The sequence below is a fragment of the Evansella clarkii genome (assembly GCF_002019695.1).
GTDB classification, from domain to species: Bacteria; Bacillota; Bacilli; order Bacillales; family Salisediminibacteriaceae; genus Evansella; species Evansella clarkii.
Map to the genome: position 1 here is coordinate 139,100 of NZ_KV917376.1, position 19,907 is coordinate 159,006.

The following is a 19,907-nucleotide window of genomic DNA, read 5'->3' on the forward strand; positions in this document are numbered from 1 at the left end:
TTTCTATTCCCCCTTGTCATTTTCTAAGATAGTATTAACCCTTTCCGCGGCTTCACCGATTTCCGTATAGTCCATTACATCAATGAGAGTTCCTTCTCTGTCCACAAGATAAAAGGCTGAGTTATGGGCAAAATCCCCATTTTCATAAGGGATAACCACAACGCCGAATTCTTCAAGCAGTGAGTCCAGCTCCTCCTGGTCGTTAATCCGCGCCATTCTCCAGGTATCGCCGTCTGCGTTAAAGTGTCCAGTATATTCAGCCAGTGTTACCGGGTCATCTCTTTCCGGGTCGAAACTGATACTTAAGAACACAATATCCTCACCAATATATTCTTCAGGCACCTGACTGTAAACCTGCCCCATATTCATCTCCAGAATCGGGCAGACAGTGGAACAATAAGTGTACATAAAAGTGATAAAAACATACTTCCCGTCAAACTCAGAGACCGGGTAAACCCGACCTTTACTGTCTTCGAAAGTGACCTCTGGGAACTGCGGCTGATTTTCTATAAGGCTGTTGACTCTCGCTGTCTCCGCTGTATAAGCTTTAAAACCGTCTGTACCGATATAAAACAAGCTCAAACCAAACAGTAAAACTAATGCCAATGCAAACGGAGTATGCCAGTTTTTTTTCATATTGACCACTCCTGTAATGAAGTAGATTTAATTCCAGTAGGCCTTGCATTCTGTTTCGTAAGTTGATATAGCTCTGATTACGCAGGCTGGGCATCCATTTTCGCAAGTTGGGACCCCTTTTTCGCAGGTTGACTATTTAATTTCGCAGGTTGACCTCATTTTTCGCAGGTTAGCCTCCATCCAATTTAGCAGGTTGGGATCCCTTTTTCGCAAATAAACTAGTTTTTTACAACCGGGCTCACCTTCTACATATCGGGAGCCCGGCTTATAACTAGATTCCTATTTTCCTTACCAGGTCTGGAATGGCGGCGATCCTGGCGGTGCATTTCCGATAAACTCCACCAGTGGTATTACATATCCCATAGCTACGAGAAGAAGGAGAAGGACTACTACTCTGCCCCAGCTTTCTGTCCACATAGGTGTCTTTGATGCATTATCTTCTACATCAGCGATTGGGAATTCTGTTTCTCCTTTTGGCGCGAAGAACATGAGATGTACTACTGCATATACTTGCAGGAGTACACCGATCATCAGTAAAGTTCCTCCGACTGCCAGGAACATCAGGTACGGATCCCAGCTTAATGCTGTCGCATTGTCAGCGTAGGTAGTGTATGAGGTTCTTCTTGGCGAACCGAGCAGCCCTACCCAGTGCATTGCGATGGCCATAAACGACATTCCTGCTGTCCAGATAAGAGTTGTAATTACTCCAAGCTTATTAATCTTTGGCGTCAGCACTCTCTTAGAGACATAAGGTATAAGCCAGTAACTAATTCCAAAGAAGGTAAGGACAACGGTCGTTCCTACTGTCAGGTGGAAGTGTCCTACTACCCATAAAGTATTATGGACTACCTGGTTTAACTGGTTTGTGCTTTGAACGATACCGCCCGCTCCTCCAGGAATGAAGGCAATCATAGCGATCATTGGAGCAAGGAACCGGACGTCTCCCCATGGAAGCTTTTTGAACCAGGCGAAAATTCCAGTCCCGCCTTTTTTCCTCGCTGTTTTCTCGAATACAGAGAACATAGCGTAAGCAGTCATTAATGAAGGGAAGCCAATTGCGAGACTCATAAATACGTGCATATATTTAACTGATTCAGCAATTCCCGGGTCCACAATCTGGTGGTGGAACCCTCCAGGTATATTCATGATTACTAACAAAATGATTACTAGACGTGTAAGTGTGTCACTAAAACGTCTTCCGCCGATAATTTTAGGTACTACCACATACCATGCGGAAAGCGCTGTCAAATACCAGATGTTAACAAGTGTGTGGCCGAATGCCCAGAATAGTGTTCTGGCAAGCATTACATTAATAGTTTCAATCCAGCCGATGGACCAGGGGATGATGTAAAGAACCTCGATCGCTACTGGAACACTTCCGAAGAACAAGAGGACGAATACACCTGTTGCAAAATAACTGATAATCGGCAGATGCTGGCCCTTGTTGTTTTTTCTCCAGTTCGCCACCTGTATAAATGCTCCGAAAGCACACATCCAGACACCCAGAACTATAAATACGAGACCTATATAGAACCATGGTGATGCTGCCATTGGCGGGTAAAAAGTGAACATTACTGTTGCCTGATTTAAAAGAATTGGTATAACTGCCATAACGAACCCGACTATCTTCATTCCAAAGCCTATCCATGCCATCTTTCTTACTTTAGGGAGCAGCCCCCCCAATGAATGGGACATCGCTGCATAAAAGTAACCTATCGTAAAGAATGCAGTGAGTACCAGTACAAGCAGCAAACCGTGTGCTGTTAAAACCTGATAGTAGTTAAACCATACCGGGAGCTCAAGCAGGCCAGCCCGGTTGAGCCCTTGTAAGAGGCCCAGTGTTCCCCCGATAAGAAGAGCCGTAAACGCTACGAGCATATATGTTTTTGTAATAAGGGCGTCCTCTTCATTTATGCCTAAGGCCTTATTGGTTTTGTCCTGAAAATTTAATTTTAATGCCTCCATTTTTTCTCCCCCTCCCTACTTAACAGTTATCGTAGTTGCCATGAACTGATGCCCGGTTCCGCAGTATTCATTACAGAGCATTAAATACTCACCTGGCTCACTGAATGTCTGGGTAATCCTCTGCACATGCCCTGGTGTAACCATCGCATTCATGTTAGTTCCGGCGATCTGTACTCCGTGAATAACATCTTTTGAAGTCATTGTGAAATGTACTGTTGAGCCTGCAGGTATTTCAAAATCTCCTGGATCAAAACTGAATACTTGCAATGTCATTACAACTTCATACTCGTTTTCACCAATCTGGTAAACTCCCGGCTCATCAAATGGTGCGGTTGTTTCCACTGCTTGCGGATCGATCGTATCCATACCACTCGGTGGCCCCATGCCAAGAACTAATGTCTGATAACCTGTGATTAACATAAAACCCATAATGAGACCGAAACTTAACGTAAGCCAAATTTTTTCATCTTTATGCATCATTTTTTCTCCCCCCTATACTCTGCCCATGAAAATCCAAAAGAATAATATATACGTGAGAAGTATGAACAATCCCACAATCCCTACAGAAAACCAGGTTCCAATTAAAGGCGCTTCCTTTTTTTCAAGCTGCTTTTCGTTTTGGTTCGCTTTAGGTGCTCCCATTAATAATCAACCTCCCTTTAAGTTCTTACCTAAAGTTTAATTGGTAACGATTATCAATGAGGTGAGCTGAATCACCGAGACTTAAAAAAAATCTATTTTTATGAGGATTTCAATTTTCAGACACAATTATGGGGTTGGGAGGGTTTTGGTACTTAGTTTTGGTACTTAGTTTTGGTACTTAGTTTTGCTTACTTAGTTTTGCTTACTTAGTTTTGGTACTTAGTTTTGCTTACTTATTCTCCAGTTTTCTGGCTCTCGCAACCTGGCACTTCCGGACCGGGTTCACTCGGACCGGGTTCATCGGTGCCAGGTTGAACTGCTCTCGTATTCTCGCTTTTCCTCGAGGATACTACTTCTCGCAACCTGGCACTCACGGACCGGGTTCATTCGGACCGGGTTCATTGGTGCCAGGTTGAACTGCTCTCGTATTCTCGCTTTTCCTCGAGGATACTGCTTCTCGCAACCTGGCACTCACGGACCGGGTTCTCGCGGACCGGGTTCATTGGTGCCAGGTTGAACTGTTTTCGAATTCTCACTCTCCCAATTGCTCTCTCTCGTTCTTCCTGGCACTTTGGTTCCAGGTACGATGGAGCCAGGAACCGAGGTGTCAGGTGTAAGTGTCCCTTATGTCAGCGAGAAGCAACTTTCCCGAGATGCAACAATACTAAATGCCAGGTGTGTCGTACCCGTATACCAGGAAACTCCCGCCCACCCAAACAAAAACCCCGGCGCTCTGACAATCTCAGAACGCCGAGGCTGTATCGGTTATAAATATATCAATGCCGCTACTGATTAATTCAGGAACGATGGGGCTATCCCATTTACCTGTAAATGCGAATAACATTTAATTAAACAACGGCAGAGTTACGACTGCCATGAGTACATACATGATCATTATATAATTGATGGAGCTAAAGAAATTTACCTTCGCCCATTTTAAGTCATCTTTTGAAAACAGGCTGTATACAGCAACGATCAGCCAGACTGTATTCATAAGTACCGCCGTTACCACAAATACCGATCCGAGAGAGGTTAAAAAGAATGGCAGTGGGAACAGGCACGCTACATAAAATAAAATATGCCTTTTTGAAACCTTGAAGCCACGGACGACCGGGAGCATTGCTACACCTGCTTTCCGGTACTCTTCACATTTTCTCATCGCAATTGCATATGTGTGGGGCATTTGCCAGATGAAAAGAATCAGGAATAAAATGAGAGGCACAATATCAAAACTTGATGCGACGGCTGCCCATCCAATTAAAGGAGTGACCGCACCGGAAACACTTCCGATAATTGTATTGAATGTATATCTTCTTTTTGACCACATAGTATAAAGCACTACGTACGTGAACCAGCCGATAAATGCATAGATTATTGCTTCCAGGGTAGTAAAGAATAGCAGACCAAACCCCGCACCGCTCAGGACAAGACCAAACGTTAAAACAGATTTTAACGACATCGATCCCGTAACCGTCGGCCTTTTGCTAGTCCGATCCATTACCCTGTCAATATCTGCATCATACCAGTTGTTTATCACAAGCGCGCCTGCAATCACCAGGGTGCTCCCAGATAAAGTAAGCAAAAACAAAACCCAGTAGTCAGCGAAAGATGCCCCTGTGAGAAACAATGCCAGCCAGAAACCGGTAAATACTGGTACTGAGTTAGAAATTAACACTCCTAATTTTAACAGAAGCTTCAAATCAGAAATAAAGCTCGATAATGTCCGTTCGTTTTGTAATACAACTGTTTCGGCCACCTGTGTGAATGCCCCTTGTTTCCCCATCTGAATCCCCCCAGAATCTCAGAATATCACCGTAATTATACTGCGCAGATGCATTTAAGTCAGTAATCTGTATCACAGCGTCACACAATCTACAAACTCCGGAAACGAGACACGCCTCCTGTAAACTTGTATAATAGAACATAATTACGTAATAGGAGAGCTGGTTATCATGTACAGAAATATGGAAGAATGCATCAACGATTTGGAAAAAAACGGCCATTTAATCCGGATAAAGGAAGAGGTTGATCCTTACCTGGAAATGGCTGCTATACATATGAAGGTTTATGAGGAAGGGGGCCCGGCACTTTTATTTGAAAATGTGAAAGGGTCTGATTACCCGGCAGTTTCTAACCTTTTCGGCACGATGGAGAGAAGCAAATTTATTTTCCGCAAAACATGGGAACGGACGCAGAATGTGATCGGACTCCGCAACGATCCGGTGAGTGCACTTAAAAGCCCGTTTAAGCATGTTGGATCCGGAGTTACTGCGACCAAAGCCCTTCCTGTGAAAAAATCAGGTACAGGGGATTTTAAGGAGATTAAGATTTCTGATATGCCGCTTATTCAGCACTGGCCGGATGATGGAGGAGCCTTTGTCACTCTTCCCCAGGTGTATTCAGAAGATCCGGACAAGCCTGGCATAATGAATTCAAACCTGGGGATGTATCGGGTTCAGCTAAGCGGAAATGAGTATGAACTGGACAAAGAGGTTGGACTTCACTACCAGATACACCGGGGAATCGGTGTCCATCAGCATAAGGCAAACAAAAAAGGCGAGCCATTAAAGGTAAGTATTTTTATCGGAGGGCCTCCCGCCCACACACTTGCAGCAGTAATGCCTCTACCTGAAGGGCTTAGCGAAATGACAGTGGCAGGTATGCTTTCCGGCAACCGTTTCCGTTACAGTTATGTAGATGGATACTGCCTGAGCCTTGATGCGGATTTTGTCATTACCGGGGAAATATATCCGGACGAAACAAAACCTGAAGGCCCATTCGGAGACCATTTAGGCTATTACAGCCTTACACACGAGTTCCCGCTGATGAGGGTGCACAAAGTGTATGCCAAAGAAAATGCAATTTTACCTTTTACAGTTGTCGGACGTCCTCCTCAGGAAGATACCTCCTTTGGAGCGCTTATCCATGAACTTACTGGCGGTGCGATAAAGCAGGAGATTCCAGGCGTAAAAGAGGTCCATGCTGTTGATGCAGCAGGAGTTCACCCTCTTCTGTTTGCAATCGGAAGCGAACGGTATACTCCATTCCAGAAAGTAAAACAGCCTGCCGAACTCCTTACTATTTCCAACCGGATTTTAGGAACAGGACAGCTTAGCCTTGCCAAATATTTGTTTATTGCGGCAGAAGAGGATAAGCCTCTTGATACTCATAAAGAGGAAGAATTTTTAACATACATTCTCGAACGGATGGATTTCCGGAGGGACATTCATTTCCAGACGAACACTACGATCGACACACTTGATTACTCAGGTACCGGCCTGAATACAGGAAGTAAAGTTGTATTTGCAGCTGCCGGGGATAAAAAAAGGGATTTATGTACGGAAGTGCCTGAAGAACTGAAGGATATCCCTGGCTTTAAGAACCCACGCCTGATTATGCCGGGAATAGTTGCCATTGAAGGAAGTGAGTTTTCTTCATACGAAATAGCGCAGGAAGAACTGAATAACTTAACAGCTTCCATTGAGAAAAAAGGCGGGCTCGACTCCTGCCCGATGATTATTCTTTCTGATGACAGTGAGTTCTTAAGCGCTGAGTTAAATAACTTTTTATGGGTGTCCTTTACGAGAAGTAATCCTTCCCACGACATTTACGGTGTGAACAGTTTTTATGAAAATAAGCACTGGGGATGCGATAACGTCATAATCGATGTCCGTATTAAGCCTCATCACGCACCGCCGCTTATTCCGGATCCCGCGGTGGAAAAAAATATCGAAAGGTACTTTGCAGATGAGGGCAGCCTGAGCAAAGTTGCAAAATGAGACAGATTGCCCGCAGTTATTAATTTTGATCAAGTATCATGTTAAACCCAGGGAGGTATAAAATGAGCATCCATCAGTTTTCCGCACAATTAATAAACGGTGAAGAAAAACATTTAACCGATTATGAAGGTAAAGTATTGCTTATTGTTAACACAGCGACGAAATGCGGACTGGCTCCACAGTTTAAAGAGCTCCAGGAGTTACATGAGAAGTATAAGGAGCAGAATTTTGAGGTTCTCGGTTTTCCGAGTAATCAGTTTATGAATCAGGAGCCAGGGGACGATGAAGAGGTAGCTCAAAGATGCGAAATAAATTTTGGAGTTACATTTCCCCTTTTTAAAAAGATAGAAGTAAAAGGGGAAAACGCTCACCCTCTTTATCAGTATTTAACCGAAGCGAAAAAAGGCGTGCTCACCTCTGATATAAAGTGGAATTTCACAAAGTTTCTAATTGATAAAGACGGCAAAGTTGTTAAGCGTTATTCTCCCACAACTGCTCCAGGGAAAATCGAAGCCGATATTAAGAAGCTTCTATAATGAGAATAAAACGGGTAACGGAGCTTATGCTCTGTTACCCGTTTTTTCATTTCCGGATCACGTCCCGCAAAAAGTCTGGTACGGCCGGTCTGACGGTGGCGGCGGTTCGGTGTAGGCTTTCTTGTCTTCCGTATGCTCATAAGGGGTTGAAAGAACTTCCAGAAGACGCTCCATTACATTGAAATCATTCTTGCTCACCGCTGCATCCAGCGCTTCTTCCACCCGGTGGTTGCGGGGAATGACTGCCGGGTTGGATTTGTGCATTAGCTTCCGGGCTTCCTCGATTGATTGTTCCTGTCGTTCAAGCCTCTCCTGCCATTTTTTATGCCAGTCGTTATATTTATCTGTTTCTGAAAATACAAGATCCTCAGTGTTATCATAAGTTAAGGCAAGGAAGCTGTTTGTGTAGTCAGCATCATGCTTCTGCATCATGCCAAGCAGGCTGTCGATCAACTGTTTATCTTCCTCTTCTTCATTAAACAGCCCAAGTTTCTTCCTCATCCCGCTGAAATAATAATCCCGGTATAAGTCGCCAAATGCTGAAATAGCATCCTGAGCCATCTCCACTGCTTTTTCATCATCCTTATCAAGGAGCGGTACGAGAGCTTCTGCAAATCTGGCGAGATTCCATCCGCCAATATATGGCTGGTTTCCATATGCGTAACGCCCTTGTACATCAATGGAGCTGAAAACGGTTTTCGGGTCGTACGTATTCATAAATGCGCATGGTCCGTAATCAATTGTTTCCCCGCTGATCGTCGTGTTGTCCGTGTTCATTACGCCATGGATAAAACCAGCAAGCTGCCATTTAGCAATCAATTCCGCCTGACGGTTAATTACACTTTTTAGAAGTGTCAGGTAAGGATTTTTCTCACCTCCAGCTTCCGGGTAATGACGTTCGATCGTGTAATCCGCCAGTTCCCTGAGTTCTCCTTCGGAACAATATCTTACTGCGTACTCAAAAGTCCCTACCCGAAGATGGCTGCTGGCTGTGCGGGTTAAAATCGCCCCTTGTTGTTCTGTTTCGCGATAAACAGGATCTCCAGTTGTTACTACAGCAAGGCTCCGGGTAGTTGGAATTCCCAAAGCATGCATCGCTTCACTCATAATATACTCCCGAAGCATCGGTCCTAATCCTGCCCGGCCGTCTCCGCCCCTGGAGTATGGCGTTCTCCCAGAGCCTTTAAACTGTATATCAATCCGCTCCCCTTCAGGCGTAATCTGCTCGCCAAGAAGATGGGCCCTGCCATCACCAAGCATTGTAAAGTGGCCGAACTGGTGGCCCGCATACGCCTGCGCCAGTGGAGAAGCGCCTTCCGGAATTTTATTTCCTGCAAGAACTTCCGCTCCATCACCTTCTTGAAGTTCCTGAGCGTTAACTCCAAGCTCCTCTGCCAGCGGATTATTAAAAACAATTAATGCCGGTGCACTCACAGGGGCCGGGGTTACACTGGAGTAAAACTTTTCGGGCAGCCGGGTATAACTGTTGTCAAAGTTCCAGCCTTTTTCTGTTGCTCCTGTATTTCTTGTCATTGTATCACCTTTCATTTTTGCCTAAGATAGTCTTCAGGATCTGAAGATGTTTATTTATCCCGATGTAATCGTCCGTAAAGCTCCCACCTCAAAACATGAGTTAAAGCGAAGTTTAGGCGGGAGATAACGGACGCTAACATCCCGATTGGTTAAGCTAACAATCAGCGGGGGATGAAGCCCCCCACTAATTGAAGGTTCACTTTAGTATACCCTTACACAACTTGATTTTAACAGAGTTTCAAACCTTCACATACTATCTTAACTAAGTTTAATCGCAACACGTCCTAAACGAGTATCTCTTGATGTAACGTGCAATCAGCATCGTCATAACTGTGTGGTTTGTCCTCAAATCATTTATTGTTAAAATCTTTTTCAGCTGCCTTTATAATTTCATCTGAAAACAGCTCCAGGAAATATTCTCCCCATTCTGCTTTTGCTTCTCTTGGATCACCAATAATACCCACTTCAGTAATTCCAACTATTCCGTTTTCAAACAGACTTTCCAGCTTCTCTTCCGTCATTTTGCCAATGTATCCTGGTGTTGCTTTTTCCATATCAACCTGTTCAGGAGCGACGTGCAGCATCACTGAGGTCTCCATTGCTCCACCGTGGCCAGTGCTTCCTTCAGCCAAACCGTATTTCTTTTCGAACTGTCCGAGTAGAGCCATTAATTGCATCAAAGAGAGTCCTGTGCTGAATTGCATTTCCGGATGATCCTGGCGAAGATTTTTAACAATTTTTTCATTCTCAGCAAAATTCCCTCCGTGAGAAGAGAAGATGATTACTTTTTTGAAGCCGTGCTTCTTATAGCTTGTGACATAATCCTCTATAATCCCCCGGTAAACCTCCGGACGAAGCGTAATGCTTCCAGCCATCGGAATATGGTGTTCAGACAGCCCTGGACGGATAACCGGAGCAACGAGTGCGTCCCCAAGCTTTTCGGCTGTACGCAGCGCTGTCGCCTGGCCAATCACCGTATCTGTCAGTTCTGATAAATGATATCCATGCTGTTCCACGGATGCAGTACAAATAATCACCGTATCCATTCCCTTTTCTATTTTTTCCTTAATAACCGGCCAGCTCATTTGCTCAAGCAAGTATTCATTAGTTTTCACAGTATCTCCTCCACATTATTATTTACAGTTCACCTAAGTATTTCTTCCTTACTTACAGCTGAAAATCCTTTATACTCCAGCTTATCTTTTTTGGAAAACCAATAATAATAAAAAAAAGAGCGAAACAAATTAGTTTCACTCCAGGGCAAACCGCCTGCAGGACGTATATCATGTTCTTTGCCACTGCCTCCTTTTAAGTCCTGTTCCAGAAACGCTGTTGTGCAACCGCATAGACAAATTCTTTTTCAAAATCGGGGGTATTCCGAGCCCGCACCACTCCAGCCAGGTTATTGTGTTCTGATGGCTGAAAATGCGCCTCTCCTGTAGTTGCAATGCCAATGGGTCTGTAATGTTTGTATGCCCCGTTAATATATTCAGCAATATTCGTATTAAATGCTGCCTGGTTGTCTGACTTTCCGCCCACAACGTAAAGGGAATCAAAAAGAGTATGGTGCGTGGTGAGAAATGTCTTGTTAACTTTAAGTTCTACACCGTCCTGCCCAGTGACTGTTCCGAGCTTATCGCTAACAATATCTACAAAAACACCTTGCTGCCTGAGGTGAGTAACAACACTCTTTACCTCCTGGCCGTTAAAACCGTCGCCTATCAGGACACCAACCTTTTGTGAAAAAGCATATTTAGGGGTGCTTTCCTGGCTGAGGGAAGGTGAAGAGGCAGTAACAGGAACATGGCGGCCTGCAGGAGGGTTCGCTCCTACATTTTCAGCAATGGTTGTCGCCATTTCTTTATCCACATTCACGAACATATCGATGACTTGCTGACGGACAGACAGACGTTCAACCTTTGCAAGCTGAAAACTGAAGGAGTCAATAATATGCTTCTTTTCAACAGAAGACATGCTGTTCCAAAACAATCTTGCCTGTGAAAAGAAGTCTTTGAAAGATTCACTGCTTGCTTTAACTTTGTACCCTTCCACTTTCTCCGGGTAGTGTGCAAACCCTCCTTTTTCCGGTCGCGTTGGCCCAGGAGTATTACCGGCTATGGAATTTTTAAAATAGTTTACCTGATCAACATCAATCCTGTGCCTGCTGAATCCGTCCCGCTGGTTATTATGAAACGGGCACAGTGAACGGTTTATCGGCAGGTCAGGATAATTAGAGCTGCCTAGGCGATGCTGCTGGGTAATTTTATAGGTGAACGTCCTTCCCTGCAAAATAGGGTCGTCTGTAAAATTAATTCCCGGCACGAGATTTGTTACATCAAAAGCTGATTGTTCCGTTTCCGCAAAGAAATTATCCACATTCCTATTCAATGTCATCTTACCGATAATCTCCACTGGAACTGTCTCTTCCGGCCACAGCTTTGTTGGGTCCAGCACATCAAAATCGAATTTATGCTCATCCTCTTCAGCAATCATCTGTACCCCTAACTCGAATACGGGATATGCCCCCGCTTCAATGGCGTCTCTCAAGTCCTTCCTGTGAAAATCCGGATCCACACCTCCAATAATCTGCGCCTCTTCCATTAAAAAAGAATGAACGCCGAGAATCGGTCTCCATTGGAACTTCACAAAGGTTGCTTTTCCTTTTACATTTTCAAACCGGAATGTGTTAACCGCGAAACCCTGCATCATCCGCCAGCTTCTTGGGATCGCCCGGTCTGACATCACCCACATGATAAAGTGCGCTGACTCCTGGTTATTAGCAACATAATCCCAAAAGTTATCGTGCGCCCCGGAAGCGGTGGGGATATCGGTACGTGGGTCAGGCTTCAAGGCATGCTGGGAATCAACGAACTTGAACGGGTCATGTACAATAAACACTGGAAACGGAAGCCCTAACATATCATAGTTACCTTCTTCAGTGTAAAATTTGACAGCAAACCCACGAACATCCCTTGCAGTATCCTTCGAGCCCTTTCCTCCCTGTACAGTGGAGAAGCGGACAAAAACGGGAGTCGTTGAACCAGGTTTCTGCAGAAAGCCTGCCTTCGTATACTTGCTCATAGACTTATATAATTCAAATTCACCATGCACCCCAAACCCTCTTGCATGCACAACCCTTTCCGGAATTCTTTCCGTATCAAAATGCATTTGTTTCTGGAAAAAATGAAAATCCTGCATCAGTATCGGACCACGGTCTCCTGCCTTTAACGTGTTTTCATTGTTGGCAACCTTAAGACCCTCATTTGTGGTAATCTTTTTTCCTGTGTTTTGTATGCGATGCGGATCCAGCTGCTTTTGTTTTCTATTATCGCCAGAACCGCTGCCTTTTGCTGAATTTTTCATAGCCCCCACCTGCCCTGTTCCATGTTAGTCAGCCAATTATATGTATATGTAAAACTTTTGGGGGCTTAGAACAGTCTACTGCTCATGAAAAATGAAAATCATTATGTATTTTCTAAAACAGGCTAGTCTAACAGGCAAATGGGGAATCTGGGGAATCTGGGGAATCTGGGGAATTTGGGGAATCTGGACAAATATTTGGAGTTTGGTTGATATTTGTCCAGGAAATTGCGTTTTCTGGACAAATTTCACTCGGATCAATCAGATTTGTCCAGCAAATCCCCTATGCCGGACAAATTTACTCTATTTTTTCTGAAATTTATCTAGTGAAATCCCAGTAAATTGTATAAATCCTAAAAAAAGGATCTTAATCTGGACAAATCTTTGGATTTTGGTTGATATTTGTCCAGGAAATTGCGTTTTCTGGACAAATTTCACTCGGACCAATTAGATTTGTCCAGCAAATCCCCTATGCTGGACAAATCACTCCATTTTTCTGAAATTTGTCTAGTGAAATTCCAGTAAAATGTAAAAATTCTAAAAAAAGGAGCTTAATCTGGACAAATCTTTGGAGTCTCGCTGATATTTGTCCAGGAAATTGCGTTTTCTGGACAAATTTCACTCGGATCAATCAGATTTGTCCAGCAAATCCGTGTACTCAAAACCTTTTAACATCTTCCTTTGAACTAAAAAACACACGGTAACCCGATATAATGGGATTACCATGTGCCAATTTCCATATTAATTATTTCCCTCACGTAAAACCAGCTCCGCAACCACTTCCACATGCACTGTCTGCGGGAATAAATCCACAGGCTGTACTGTTTTTAACTCATACCCGAAAGGTTCCAGTTCTTTAATGTCTGTTGCGAAAGTATCAGGATTACAGGATACATAAACGATTCTTTCAGGCTTAGCCCGGCCGATTCTTCTCATTACTTTGCCTCCTGCTCCTGACCTTGGAGGATCAAGCAGCAACAGTTCCGGATGACCGAAGCTTTCAAGCATCTTATCAATCCCGGTTCTCGCATTCTCAGCTAAGAAGGTAGTGTTAGAGATACCGTTATCCGAAGCATTCCTTTTTGCTGATTCAATAGAGCTTTCAACAATTTCAATTCCTGCAAGCTTACCAACTTTACTTGCAAATGGCAGGGAAAACGTTCCTACTCCACAGAACAGATCAATCATCTTTTCTGTTTCCTTTGGTTTTGCCAGTTCAACTGCTATGTCCACCAATTTCTGCGCCTGGGTTGGATTCGTCTGGAAGAATGTATCAAACCAGAGGCGGAAGCGGTAACCGTCCATCTCATCATAAATGAAATCCCGTCCTGACAAAAGATGTGTGTTTTCCGACTGTGTACGGTCAGCCCAGTCCCTGTTTTCAAGCCATAACAAGCTTTTCACTTGCGGGATCTTCTCCTCCACTCGTTTAACAAGATTGTCAGCAGCTTCCTTTAAAGGCCCGTCTGGTGATTCAGTGGCAAAAATACCAAGCATCATCTCTCCGGTTACAAATGACTGTCTGACCATAAGATGGCGAAGCAGCCCTTCATGAAGGTCTTTATTATAACCTTTTAACTCATATTCCTTGGCCCATTCAGCTACATCCATTGCAGCTTCCACCATTTCTTTACCAGCGATTAAACATGTTTCCAGGGAAATTACTTTTCTGAAGTTTCCTTGTTCATGGAGACCCAGCTCGCCTTCCGGTGAAAAAGTAAACTCCATCTTGTTCCGGTAGTGCCACGGCTCGTCCATGCCAATTGTGTCTGAAACAAGATCCGAGTTAAAGCCTTGCGCTTCAATTGCCTTTTTCACATGATTCGTTTTCGCCTTTAATTGCCCGCTGTACTGCCAGTGCTGCCATACACAGCCTCCGCATCTGTCAAAATGAGGGCAAGGGGCTTCCACCCGCTCCTCATGTGCTGTGATAATTTCTTCCGGGAAGGTCCTCCACCGTCTTTTCGCCCGCTGTCCAACCCCTACACGCACTTCTTCTCCTGGAAGAGTCTGCGGAATCGTAAGCTTTATTTTCTTTTGATTCCCCTGCTCATTTTCACGCCAGACTTCCGCCCTGCCCGATCCTCTTTCGTCAAGTGTGCGGATTTTAGCAACCATTGATTCTGGTGTCACTTTATTTTCCTCCTTCATTAAAACCCTGGTCTATTATTAAAAATACCTTGATTTATAGTCTATAAATTTTTCTCACATTCTTTCTATTATAAAGGAGGTTTAAACAATTTGAAACGGGTTCATTTTTGTATTTATTAACAGTGCTTTATAATATTGTTTATGGCGGAAATAGCGCAGGGAGGTTATCCGAATGTTCTTCTTCGAAAACTATGAACAAAGCATTCTGAAGTTACCAATCAAAGAAACTTACGATAAAGAGGATTTAATGACTGATGAGTTTATGTACGAAAAAGACAATAAGCTGGAGGTTTACTGGGCACCCTTTGAATCGATCAACAGAGACGCAAAAGTGATTATGCTTGGTATCACCCCAGGGTGGACGCAGATGCAGCTTGCTTATAATTATGTCCGAAAAAACATTGGCGGGGAGAAAACCGATGTTTTACTCTGTAATGCTAAAAGGGAGGCAAGCTTTGGGGGATTAATCAGAAAGAACCTTATTGACATGCTTGATGGAATAGAACTGAATAAGCATCTGAATATAAACAGTTGCGCCGAGTTATACGGAGAGAAAAACCATCTCCTTCACTCCGCTTCGGCACTCCGGTATCCTGTTTTTATTAACAGAAAAAATTACACAGGATCCAGTCCATCGATGCTTAAGCACCATGTGCTTTTACAAATGATCCATGAGCTGTTAGTTCCAGAGTTAAGCGAAGTGAAAGAGGCGGTAATCATTCCTGCCGGAAAAGCTGTGTCGGAAGTGGTTCGCCGTTTAACGGAAGAGGGACAGATCCGTAACCAAACCATTCTTTATAATTTCCCTCATCCATCGGGGGCTAACGGACACCGGAAAAAACAATATGAAGAAAACAAAGGTTATTTTAAAGAGATGTTAAATACCCATTTCTCATAAAAATGCAACGGCTTACTTGTGAGGTGTTAAACGGATATTGCCTCGGAATTTGAATCGCCAGTTAAATTTTTTCTGTATATCTCTTAAAATTGTCTAAAATCGCCTGCCACCCCGCCTGCTGCATTTCAATGGGCTGAGTGCTTTCAGCATCAAAAATTTCAACGACTTTCGTTTCATTACCATTATCGACGAAGGTGATATCGACTTTTCTCCCATCTCCTACTGTGTATGAAATTTGCTCATCCTGCTTCACTACATCGTATATCCCGGAGAAATCAAAGCCCATACTGCCGTCTTTCGCTTCCATCCTTGTAAGAAATTTGCCGCCAACCCGCAAATCATTTTCCGCTCTTGGCGAGTGCCATGTCTCTGAAGCCTGATTCCACTTCGTAATGTGTTCTGGTTCAGACCAATACCTCCATACTTTTTCTCTTGGCGCCTGGATGACTGCCTGAACAGTAACTCTTGTTTTTTGATTACTTGTTTCCATGTTGAAGCACCTCACTTAGTTATAGTTTTTTGATTCTCATCTATTTAGACGAAATCTGTTTGCAAAATTCATCGGTCTATTCATTCAGGCAGCCCAAAGCAGCAAAATTTAAATTTGTGGTGATAATATTTTCAATTTGGAATTTCTTCTTGGCACCTCTCACAACGACAGCGTGTATGTGAAAAAAAGTTGAACATATTGACTTTGCCCTCCCCCACATTGTGAAAGGTGGCATCGACATTGCCTTCATTACGAAACAAGGCTGCCAGTGCATGGCTGTCATATCTTTCAAAAGCTTCCACATACCGTGAGACCAGCTCTTGCTCTTGCTCACGCTCTACATTCACCAAGCTGTATTCTTCAGAACCTGGCTTCGCCTGGTCCATCGTTTTCCTTGCTCTTTGCAAGGCGCTGTTAACTGCCGCTGATGATATTTCTAAAGTTTCAGCAATTTGTTTAGATGGCCACTCAAATACATCTTTTAGAATAAGAACAGTACGTTGACGCAAAGGCAAAATTTGCAAGAGTGTAACAAAACAGAGTTGAAGGGTTTCCTTACGAATGAGTATATCTTCCGGATTTTCTGAAATTGTGGGGGCCGGCCAGATCCAGGTTGAGTCAGTTAGCGTTTCGCTGGGTGTCAAATTGGATGCCTCAAGGCTGGAAAAGTCAACGGGACGAGTACGTCGTTTAACTTGTCTCAGCTTGTCAACACATATATTAGTAGTAATTCGATAGATCCATGTTTTGGAAGAGGATTCCTTTCTGAATGAGTTCCAGTTTTGCCAAACACGAATTAAGGTTTCCTGAACAGCATCTTCCGCATCCTCCATCGATCCTAGCATTTTGTAACAATACGACTTTAACTCTGGCTTCAACCTGTCAAATAACTGAATTTCTGGTGCATGTTCCGGTACTGTCTCGTTCATCTCAGCCTCCTTTTAGAGGTGCGGCTCCCTTTTCACACACCCTTACAAAGCAATTTCAACTTCTTGTACTAACGCTCCCCTTTTGTTATCTGGCAATTTATTCATCCTTCTCTTGAGTACTAACACTCGAAACTCTGTATACACTGGTCATTAATATAAAACCTAAAATAATCCCTGAACTCAGCGCCATTTCAATACTAATGAGCTTCATAGCTGAATTTCCTGAATCTATATTGATGAAGAGTGATATTACAAACTAACTCTCCTAGTACATACCTTTTATTTTATACTGAAAATTATGAAAATTAAACCATTTATGAATGGATAATATTCGTAAAGTAGTTTTAATCCTCTCCACTTTAATTACATTATTTTTCACGATCGATGTCTCTTTATTTTTTCAATTATATTTGAAATCACCTGTGTTTTTCCTTTGGTCTGCTTAATTACAAACCGGACCGGATTTTAGTCCCTCATTTCCCCCTTTTGCACCTGTTCTTTGAGAAGAACCACGCCAATTAAACCAAATGCAGAGAAAATCACCGGAGTAAGGAAGCCGTAAAAGTATCCATCAGCCAAATTGCCGCCCCCTGCCTGGAAGTGGTCCAGTATATATCCAAAAATGCCCGGCAGCAGTACAGCGCTCAAAAATCCCCCTGTATTCGCAAAACCTGTGACAAGTCCCGATTCACTAACAGGAAATGAATGGCGGACAGCTGCAAAGGTTAAAGAATTCGATCCGAATCCAAAACCGATAATGAAAAAAAGAATTACAAATAAGCTAAACGGAGGTTCCCCTCTGAACAGGAGAAAAGCAGACCAGCATAATAACACTGTGAGATGAAAAATAATATAAGGCCGTTTAATCATATTTAAACAGCTGGAAATCCAGCCAATAAGAGGGGCGCCAATGAGTGCGCCAGCAAGGCTGAGCATAACAAGCTGGCTCGCCCCTAATAAAGTAATGCTGTGCACATCCATCATATAAGGCACCGCCCACGATCCGATAAACCCTATATACCCTCCTACAATTCCAAAATGGCAAAGGAATAACGCCCATGCCTGCCGGTTTGAAAGCATTCTCTGTAAAACAAGCGTTGGTTTCTCCCTCTGAATTTTATTTCTTATGACAGGCCGCCGTTCTGCCTTTTTCACAAGAATAAAATAGAGAAGCAGACTGCATAAACATAAAAGAACTCCAGCTGAAAGAAACGTCCCTCTCCATCCGAAAAGAATAATCAATGTGGAGACTGGCACAGTTGCCACTAGAAATCCGAGGCTGCCTGTCATCCCTGCCACCCCAATTAACCGGGTAAATTCCTTTTTATTAAACCACTGGCTTAAGATTAACACCATATTCACCCATATCGTCGCATCGCCGATCCCTGTCAGTATTCTGGCGAAAAACAGGATAAATACATGTGTGGCAAGGCTGTACATAATAATACCTGCACCTGTCAAGGCTGCCCCAGTAATAAGAAAAAAGTTTGGTCCGTACCGGTCAGCGAGAATTCCCATCGGTATTTGCAAACTCGTATATACAAAAAACTGAATGCTGGCAACTAATCCGACAGTTGCTGCCGTTACACCAAAGTCATTCATCAGCTGGTCTGTAATTAACCCAGGCGCTGTCCTTTGGCTAGACATGATCACATACGTAAATAATACAGATGCAAATATAACCCATCTGAACTTGCTGCTTTGTCTTCCCAATACTCTCTCTCCTGTTAGGTTTTACCCTATGTATATGGGTGAATCTCCGTCTCAGGAACTGATTTCAATACATATAAGGAAAACCTTCAAAACATCGTTTAAGTACCCGTAAGTAAATAAGATTATTTTAAAGAGTTTATATTTTTCAACCTGGAAATAACTTTCACTGCATATAGTTTGTTAAGAGTTTGAAGAGCAATTGGAAGAAATGATGAAGTTATTTGAGGATAAAGAAAGTAATGAATAAAAAGACAGAAACTGCCGCATTCTATTCGGCAGCTTCTTTTTTCTCAGGACGGAGCCGGACGTTACCCTGTCACGATACAGGAATCCGCTGGTCAATAATTGATTTTACGATATGTATGGAATCCCATTCTCCAGCTGAAAAGATTGTAATAGGATATTTTTCAGGAAAAAGCTCCTTCTTAATCTCTTCTGGTCTCTTACCTTCCTCGTAAAGCTTTAAAATATTGCCCTGGAGGTCCGTCAAATAATCCAGCTTTCTGTTTAAGGCCGTTCGTCCATCTCTCAAGGGACCAGCGTGGCTGCAAAAAACCTCATCAAAATCAAACGCTAAAACCCTTTTCAGAGATTCAATAATGACAGGAATGCTTTCTTCACGAAGAGCTACCTTAGTGCGTACCTGGCAGTAAAGGTCTCCAGTAAAGAGCTGGCCAGTTTCCCGGTTAAAAAAAGCAAGATGGTCAATTGCATGGCCCGGGGTTTTAATTACACTCCATGTGGCATTGGCAGACTGAAATGTATCTTCAAGGGGGCTGGCATGAAAAGGTTTACGCTTTCCCCAGAAAATTTGCCTGTACAAGAGATAATCGGCCTTCTCCCTGCAATCTTCAATCATTGTATTATCCATATAAAGCGGGACCTGGAGCTTCTCTTCTATGTGCGCCGCATTTCCTGTATGGTCTTCATGAAAATGAGTGAGAACCACCTTATCAATATTAAGCTGATTTATATAAGGAACGAAGTATTTTTCCAACGATTTCGCGCCTGTATCAATTAAAATCCCATCGGTGAAAAAGCAATGGATATTCATTTGAAAGCCACGGAAGCCCACCTTGCCTTCTCCCATCCTGACACCGTTCACTGCATCCTGAGTAAAGCTCTTTTTAAATATCACAATCTCTCCCCTCCCCCGTGCGTCTTTTCCTTTTACTAATATTATCATATGGTGAATGGTTATTCATTCATTTAATTTGTAGGATACTGGTTATTTATTAATAATGGTTACCGAGTGTGATGAGTCGAATATATGTC

The 19,907-nt window shown here is 43.3% G+C and carries 16 protein-coding genes; 3 read left to right on the plus strand and 13 right to left on the minus strand.

The features are described from left to right. Positions 1-3: 3 nt before the first annotated feature. The 5 genes from BK582_RS00570 to cyoE all read right to left on the minus strand — a co-directional run bounded on the left by BK582_RS00570 (position 4) and on the right by cyoE (position 5,026). The gene (locus tag BK582_RS00570) at positions 4-636 is read right to left on the minus strand and encodes an SCO family protein (RefSeq protein WP_078592507.1); all 633 of its coding nucleotides are present in this window, start codon (positions 634-636) and stop codon (positions 4-6) included. A gap of 288 nt (positions 637-924) precedes the next feature. Then, complete coding sequence (locus tag BK582_RS00575) at positions 925-2,601, minus strand: cbb3-type cytochrome c oxidase subunit I (RefSeq protein WP_078592508.1); 1,677 nt, start codon at positions 2,599-2,601, stop codon at positions 925-927. A gap of 15 nt (positions 2,602-2,616) precedes the next feature. Next, positions 2,617-3,081 carry a cytochrome c oxidase subunit II gene (locus BK582_RS00580; protein WP_078592509.1) on the minus strand — a complete coding sequence of 155 codons (465 nt, stop codon included), beginning with the start codon at positions 3,079-3,081 and terminating at the stop codon, positions 2,617-2,619. Between the two features lie 12 nt (positions 3,082-3,093). Next, positions 3,094-3,243, minus strand: a complete 150-nt coding sequence (locus BK582_RS26680; RefSeq protein WP_169910699.1) for a hypothetical protein — start codon at positions 3,241-3,243, stop codon at positions 3,094-3,096. An 844-nt stretch (positions 3,244-4,087) separates the two neighbouring features. Continuing rightward, positions 4,088-5,026, minus strand: a complete 939-nt coding sequence (cyoE, locus tag BK582_RS00585) for a heme o synthase (protein ID WP_078592510.1) — start codon at positions 5,024-5,026, stop codon at positions 4,088-4,090. 169 nt (positions 5,027-5,195) lie between these two features. Between cyoE and BK582_RS00590 the strand changes: the two genes are divergently transcribed. Both BK582_RS00590 and BK582_RS00595 read left to right on the plus strand, forming a co-directional pair. Next, positions 5,196-7,022, plus strand: coding sequence for a UbiD family decarboxylase (locus BK582_RS00590; protein ID WP_078592511.1), 1,827 nt, complete (start codon positions 5,196-5,198; stop codon positions 7,020-7,022). A 62-nt stretch (positions 7,023-7,084) separates the two neighbouring features. Next, on the plus strand, positions 7,085-7,558 hold the full coding sequence (locus BK582_RS00595; protein WP_078592512.1) for a glutathione peroxidase: 474 nt from the start codon (positions 7,085-7,087) through the stop codon (positions 7,556-7,558). Between the two features lie 57 nt (positions 7,559-7,615). Here the strand turns inward: BK582_RS00595 and BK582_RS00600 are convergent, their stop codons facing one another. The 4 genes from BK582_RS00600 to rlmD form a co-directional block, all read right to left on the minus strand. Continuing rightward, positions 7,616-9,091 carry a protein adenylyltransferase SelO gene (locus tag BK582_RS00600; RefSeq protein ID WP_078592513.1) on the minus strand — a complete coding sequence of 492 codons (1,476 nt, stop codon included), beginning with the start codon at positions 9,089-9,091 and terminating at the stop codon, positions 7,616-7,618. 350 nt (positions 9,092-9,441) lie between these two features. Continuing rightward, the gene (locus BK582_RS00605; RefSeq protein WP_078592514.1) at positions 9,442-10,206 is read right to left on the minus strand and encodes a creatininase family protein; all 765 of its coding nucleotides are present in this window, start codon (positions 10,204-10,206) and stop codon (positions 9,442-9,444) included. A 193-nt stretch (positions 10,207-10,399) separates the two neighbouring features. Continuing rightward, positions 10,400-12,454: a catalase gene (locus tag BK582_RS00610; RefSeq protein ID WP_078592515.1), complete on the minus strand. Its 2,055-nt coding sequence runs from the start codon at positions 12,452-12,454 to the stop codon at positions 10,400-10,402. A gap of 738 nt (positions 12,455-13,192) precedes the next feature. Then, entirely contained in the window at positions 13,193-14,569 is a 1,377-nt protein-coding gene (rlmD, locus tag BK582_RS00615; protein ID WP_420841241.1) for a 23S rRNA (uracil(1939)-C(5))-methyltransferase RlmD, read from the minus strand. Positions 14,570-14,774: 205 nt separating this feature from the next. Here rlmD and BK582_RS00620 point away from each other — a divergent pair, with 205 nt between their 5' ends. Beyond that, positions 14,775-15,500, plus strand: coding sequence for a hypothetical protein (locus BK582_RS00620; protein ID WP_078592517.1), 726 nt, complete (start codon positions 14,775-14,777; stop codon positions 15,498-15,500). Positions 15,501-15,561: 61 nt separating this feature from the next. Here the strand turns inward: BK582_RS00620 and BK582_RS00625 are convergent, their stop codons facing one another. From BK582_RS00625 to BK582_RS00640, 4 genes are all read right to left on the minus strand, one after another. Then, on the minus strand, positions 15,562-15,990 hold the full coding sequence (locus BK582_RS00625) for an SRPBCC family protein (protein ID WP_078592518.1): 429 nt from the start codon (positions 15,988-15,990) through the stop codon (positions 15,562-15,564). 131 nt (positions 15,991-16,121) lie between these two features. Continuing rightward, positions 16,122-16,919 (minus strand): RNA polymerase subunit sigma-70, encoded by a 798-nt coding sequence (locus BK582_RS00630; protein WP_244895303.1) that lies wholly within the window; start codon positions 16,917-16,919, stop codon positions 16,122-16,124. A 465-nt stretch (positions 16,920-17,384) separates the two neighbouring features. Next, positions 17,385-18,632, minus strand: a complete 1,248-nt coding sequence (locus BK582_RS00635) for an MFS transporter (protein WP_078592519.1) — start codon at positions 18,630-18,632, stop codon at positions 17,385-17,387. Positions 18,633-18,948: 316 nt separating this feature from the next. Beyond that, positions 18,949-19,770 (minus strand): MBL fold metallo-hydrolase, encoded by an 822-nt coding sequence (locus BK582_RS00640; RefSeq protein ID WP_244895304.1) that lies wholly within the window; start codon positions 19,768-19,770, stop codon positions 18,949-18,951. Between the last annotated feature and the right edge of the window lie 137 nt (positions 19,771-19,907).